Here is a 5,797-nt window from a genome sequence, read left to right on the forward strand (position 1 = left end):
GCGGCGCGGGGCGCCCAACCCCACCCCCGGCCCCACCCCCCCCGCGGCCCCCCCCCCCCCCCCCCCCCCCGGGCCCGCGGGGGGGGGGGGGGGGGGGGGGCCCCCCGCCCCCCCCCCCCCCCACCGCTCACCTCAGACCTCTTCGACCGAGCTCGGCTCGCGCCGGGACAGGTCGATGCCCAGCTCCTCCGCCGCCCGGAAGACCTCGTCGTCGGTCTCGCGCATCTCCAGGGCCACACCGTCGCTGGACAGCACCTCGACGTTGAGGCACAGCGACTGCAGCTCCTTGAGCAGCACCTTGAACGACTCCGGGATGCCCGGCTCGGGGATGTTCTCGCCCTTGACGATGGCCTCGTAGACCTTGACCCGGCCGAGGACGTCGTCGGACTTGATGGTCAGCAGTTCCTGCAGGGCGTAGGCGGCGCCGTACGCCTGCATCGCCCAGCACTCCATCTCACCGAAGCGCTGGCCACCGAACTGCGCCTTACCACCCAGCGGCTGCTGCGTGATCATCGAGTACGGGCCGGTCGACCGGGCGTGGATCTTGTCGTCGACCAGGTGGTTGAGCTTCAGGATGTAGATGTAGCCGACGGCGATCGGGTCCGGCAGCGGCTCACCGGAGCGACCGTCGAACAGCTGCGCCTTGCCGGAGGAACCGATCAGCTGCTTGCCGTCCCGGTTGGGCAGGGTCGACGAGAGCAGACCGGAGATCTCCTCCTCCCGGGCACCGTCGAAGACCGGGGTGGCCACGTTCGTGTCCCCCTCGGACTCGTGGGCGTCGATCGAGCGCAGCGCCTTCTTCCAGTCGGCGTCGTCGCCCTGGACGCTCCAGCCGGTCTTGGCCACCCACCCGAGGTGGGTCTCCAGGACCTGGCCGATGTTCATCCGGGACGGCACACCCAGCGGGTTCAGCACGATGTCGACCGGCGTGCCGTCCTCCAGGAACGGCATGTCCTCGACCGGCAGGATCTTGGAGATGACGCCCTTGTTGCCGTGCCGGCCGGCGAGCTTGTCACCGTCCTGGATCTTGCGCTTCTGGGCGACGTAGACCCGGACCAGCTCGTTGACGCCCGGCGGCAGCTCGTCGCCGTCCTCGCGGGAGAAGGTACGCACACCGATGACCGTGCCGGTCTCGCCGTGCGGCACCTTCAGCGAGGTGTCCCGGACCTCACGCGCCTTCTCACCGAAGATCGCACGGAGCAGCCGCTCCTCCGGGGTCAGCTCGGTCTCGCCCTTCGGCGTGACCTTGCCGACCAGGATGTCGCCGGGGACGACCTCGGCACCGATCCGGATGATGCCGCGCTCGTCGAGGTCGGCGAGCATTTCCTCGCTGACGTTCGGGATGTCGCGGGTGATCTCCTCCGGGCCGAGCTTGGTGTCCCGCGCGTCGACCTCGTGCTCCTCGATGTGGATCGAGGTGAGCACGTCCTGCTGCACGAGGCGCTGCGACAGGATGATCGCGTCCTCGTAGTTGTGGCCCTCCCAGCACATGAACGCCACGAGCAGGTTGCGCCCGAGCGCCATCTCGCCCTCGTCGGTGCACGGACCGTCGGCGATGACCTGACCGGCCTCGACGCGGTCGCCCTCGAAGACGACCGGCTTCTGGTTGACGCAGGAGCCGGCGTTGGAGCGGCGGAACTTGTGCAGCAGGTACGTCCGGCGGTGGCCGTCGTCCTGGTGGATGGTGATGTAGTCGGCGCAGAGGTCCTCGATGACGCCACCGACCTCGGCGACCACCACGTCACCGGCGTCGACGGCCGCGCGGTACTCCATGCCCGTACCGACCAGCGGAGCCTCGGCCTTGACCAGCGGCACCGCCTGGCGCTGCATGTTCGCGCCCATCAGCGCCCGGTTGGCGTCGTCGTGCTCGAGGAACGGGATCATCGCGGTCGCGACCGAGGTCATCTGCCGCGGCGAGACGTCCATGTAGTCGACGGCGCTGGGAACCACGTCCTCGGTCTCGCCGCCCTTACGACGGCACAGGACCCGGTCCTCGGCGAAGGTGCCGTCGGCCTTGAGCGGCGCGTTGGCCTGCGCCTTGACGAACCGGTCCTCCTCGTCCGCGGTCAGGTAGTCGATCTGGTCGGTGACCCGACCCTCGATGACCTTCCGGTACGGCGTCTCGATGAAGCCGAACGGGTTGACCCGGGCGAAGGTGGACAGGGCGCCGATCAGGCCGATGTTCGGGCCTTCCGGCGTCTCGATCGGGCACATCCGGCCGTAGTGGGACGGGTGCACGTCGCGGACCTCGAAGCCGGCCCGCTCCCGGGACAGACCACCCGGGCCGAGCGCGCTCAGCCGGCGCCGGTGGGTCAGGCCCGCCAGCGGGTTGGTCTGGTCCATGAACTGGGACAGCTGCGACGTACCGAAGAACTCCTTGATCGCCGCCACCACGGGGCGGATGTTGATCAGGGTCTGCGGCGTGATCGCCTCAACGTCCTGGGTCGTCATCCGCTCACGGACGACGCGCTCCATCCGGGACAGACCGACCCGGACCTGGTTCTGGATCAGCTCGCCCACGGTACGCAGACGACGGTTGCCGAAGTGGTCGATGTCGTCGGCCTCGTAGCCGTCCTCACCGGCGTGCAGCCGGCACAGGTACTCAACGGTGGCGACGATGTCGTCCTCGGTGAGCGTGCCCGTGGTGATCGGCACGTCCACTTCGAGCTTCTTGTTGAACTTGTATCGACCGACCTTGGCGACGTCGTACCGCTTCGGGTTGAAGAAGAGGTTGTCGAGCAGGGTCTGGGCGTTCTCGCGGGTCGGCGGCTCGCCAGGGCGGAGCTTCCGGTAGATGTCGAGCAGCGCCTCGTCCTGGCCGGCGATGTGGTCCTTCTCGAGCGTGGTCATCATCAGCTCGGACCAGCCGAACTTCTCACGGATCTGCTCGGCCGACCATCCGATGGCCTTGAGCAGGACAGTGACGGCCTGCCGACGCTTACGGTCGATGCGAACGCCGACCGTGTCGCGCTTGTCGATGTCGAACTCCAGCCAGGCACCCCGGCTCGGGATGACCTTGACGCTGGAGAGGTCGCGGTCGGAGGTCTTGTCCGGCTGCTTGTCGAAGTACACGCCCGGGGACCGGACGAGCTGGCTGACCACGACGCGCTCGGTGCCGTTGATGATGAAGGTGCCCTTCGGCGTCATCATCGGGAAGTCACCCATGAACACCGTCTGGCTCTTGATCTCGCCAGTGGTGTTGTTGGTGAACTCCGCGGTCACGAACAGCGGTGCGCAGTAGGTCAGGTCCTTCTCCTTGCACTCCTCGATGGAGGCCTTGACCTCGTCGAAGCGCGGAGCCGAGAAGGAGAGCGACATGGTGCCGGAGAAGTCCTCAATGGGACTGATCTCTTCGAGGATCTCCGCGAGACCCGAGCGTGCGTGCGGGTCGTCCGCCGACCGGCCCTGCCAAGCCTCGTTGCCGACGAGCCAGTCGAAGGACTCGTTCTGAATGGCGAGGAGGTTGGGGACCTCGAGATGTTCGGTGATCCTGCCGAAAGAAACTCGGCGGGGCGCGAAAGCGCTCGACGTACGACTGGTCTTCGCAGGGCGGGAAGCTGCCAAGATGCGTCCTTCCGAGGACCGGTGCTGCAGAACGGCTGGTACGCGTGCACTCCAATGACCCCACCAGAAATATCCACAAACGGACATTTCCGAGCAGGGGTCAAGTCGGAAGGCAGCGCAAACTAGCAGTGTAGCCGAGAGGCTAACCGCTGTCCAGCCCACCCCGCAGTTCGTCGCGGAACGTGCCTCGGGACCCCTCGAACGGGGTCTCACCGGGCCGCTCAGAACGCCACGTTCCTGCGGACCGCCCGGGTGCGGCGGCGATGGTCTCGCTGCATTACCCAAGTGGTGGCCGTTGCAAGCGCGGAAGGTCTTGCTGGTGTCAGCGTGCCTGCCAGGCCGGGGCCGCGTCAAGGGCCGACCCCGGGTCGCCGGGTCTTTCCCACCGACGGGCTACCGCCGGCCGCGCCGGCACCGCGCCGAGCCGCGCGCCGACCGCCCTGCTCACGTGCACTGCCGCCGGGTCCACCAACGCCGGTGGGCGGCGATCCGTTCCCGGATCACCGCCCACCGTGACGCGGTGTGTGCCCCGGCTCACGTGGAGCGGGACGCGCGCCTGGATGGAGCTCAGGTCACTTGAGGGTGACCTTGGCGCCCTCACCCTCGAGCTTGGCCTTGGCCTTCTCGGCGGTCTCCTTGTTGACCTTCTCCAGGATCGCCTTCGGCGCGGACTCGACCGCGTCCTTGGCCTCCTTGAGGCCCAGGCCGGTCAGCTCACGCACGACCTTGATGACCTGGATCTTCTTGCCACCGTCGGCCTCGAGGACGACGTCGAACTCGTCCTTCTCCGCCTCCGGCTCGGCAGCGGCGCCGCCGCCGGCCGGGCCGGCCATCATCATCGCGGCCGGGGCCGCGGCGGTGACCTCGAAGGTCTCCTCGAACTGCTTCACGAACTCGGAGAGCTCGATCAGCGTCATCTCCTTGAACGCGTCGAGCAGCTCGTCGGTGCTGAGCTTCGCCATGTCTGGCGTCCTTTCCTACGGGGATCACTAAGACTGAACTGGGTGCGCCGGGAGGCCTCAGGCCGCCTCGGCGCCCTCCTTCTCGCGCTTGTCCTGCAGTGCCGCCGCCAGACGGGCGGTCTTGGAGAGCGGAGCCTGGAACAGGGCCGCGGCCTTGCTCAGGTTGCCCTTCATCGCGCCGGCCAGCTTGGCCAGCAGCACCTCACGGGACTCCAGGTCGGCGAGCTTCGTGACCTCGGCCGCGGTAATGGCCTTGCCCTCGAAGACACCGCCCTTGATGACGAGCTTCGGGTTGGCCTTCGCGAAGTCGCGAAGCCCCTTCGCCGCCTCGACGACGTCGCCCGAAACGAAAGTCAGCGCGGTAGGACCGGTGAACAGCTCGTCGAGGCCGGAGATACCCGCATCGGTCGCAGCACGCTTGGCCAGCGTGTTCTTCGCGACCGTGTAGGTGGTCTCCTTGCCGAGCGAGCGCCGCAGCTGGGTGAGCTGGGAAACCGTCAGACCACGGTATTCGGTCAGCACCGCAGCGCCCGCGTTGCGGAAGCTCTCGGTCAGCTCAGCGACGGCCGTGGCCTTGTCGGCCCGGATCGGCTTGTCCGCCATGTCCCTCCTCTCGTTGCTCGGAAGCTGGTCACCGTCGGCAGCCGGGAGGCTGACAACGGGGGCGAAAGCATCGCGTGAACGAGAAAAGCCCCGGCGCAGGGCGCACGGGGCGAGGGTTGGCACGCGCACACGGTCGGCGGACCATGCTCACAGCCGAGTTTCGCTTACCGCCCTGCGCGGGTCGCCCGTCGTTGCGGAACCTTCGACCGTGCCGGAGCACGGTGACCAGCGGTCTCTGGGTGGAACTTCGCGGCAAAGGTTACGCGACACCTACCGTGACCACCAAATCGCCCCCCGCGTGGCCCGCGTCACCGGCGGCTGCGACCGTCTCAGGGCCGGAAGCGGCGGTGCCACAGGTAGGCGGCTCCCGCCACCCCGCACCACGCGACCGTCCAGGCGGTCAGCAGCGCCACCGTCGCACCGGAGAGATCGCCGGCCGCCGCCCGGGCGGTCGCCATCACCGGTGGCACCAGCCACGGCGCCGCCGAGTCACGCAGCCCCAGGACGACCGCCCCGACACCGCCGACGGCGAGGACCGCGACGCCGTACCCGGCGCTCCCGGTCGAGGCCCGAGACAACTCCTCCACGGACGACAGCGTCGAGGTCGCGAAGTCCTTCGGGTACCCCGTCATCTCGCTGCCGAACGTCGGCTTCGGCAAGGCGATCAA

At 68.4% G+C, this 5,797-nt stretch carries 3 protein-coding genes and 1 pseudogene; all 4 read right to left on the bottom strand.

Annotation, left to right across the window (positions count from 1 at the left end):
* Nucleotides 1–132: 132 nt before the first annotated feature.
* Nucleotides 133–3,564 (bottom strand): DNA-directed RNA polymerase subunit beta, encoded by a 3,432-nt coding sequence (locus AB0I76_RS20935; protein ID WP_357037916.1) that lies wholly within the window; start codon nucleotides 3,562–3,564, stop codon nucleotides 133–135.
* A 572-nt stretch (nucleotides 3,565–4,136) separates the two neighbouring features.
* On the bottom strand, nucleotides 4,137–4,526 hold the full coding sequence (gene rplL, locus AB0I76_RS20940; RefSeq protein ID WP_357037918.1) for a 50S ribosomal protein L7/L12: 390 nt from the start codon (nucleotides 4,524–4,526) through the stop codon (nucleotides 4,137–4,139).
* 57 nt (nucleotides 4,527–4,583) lie between these two features.
* The gene (rplJ, locus tag AB0I76_RS20945) at nucleotides 4,584–5,129 is read right to left on the bottom strand and encodes a 50S ribosomal protein L10 (protein WP_357037921.1); all 546 of its coding nucleotides are present in this window, start codon (nucleotides 5,127–5,129) and stop codon (nucleotides 4,584–4,586) included.
* A 329-nt stretch (nucleotides 5,130–5,458) separates the two neighbouring features.
* Nucleotides 5,459–5,797, bottom strand: a pseudogene (locus tag AB0I76_RS20950) (hypothetical protein); the annotation flags it as partial.

Origin of the sequence: Micromonospora sp. NPDC049799 (assembly GCF_040656655.1) — a bacterium.
In the GTDB taxonomy this organism is placed as follows: domain Bacteria; phylum Actinomycetota; class Actinomycetes; order Mycobacteriales; family Micromonosporaceae; genus Micromonospora.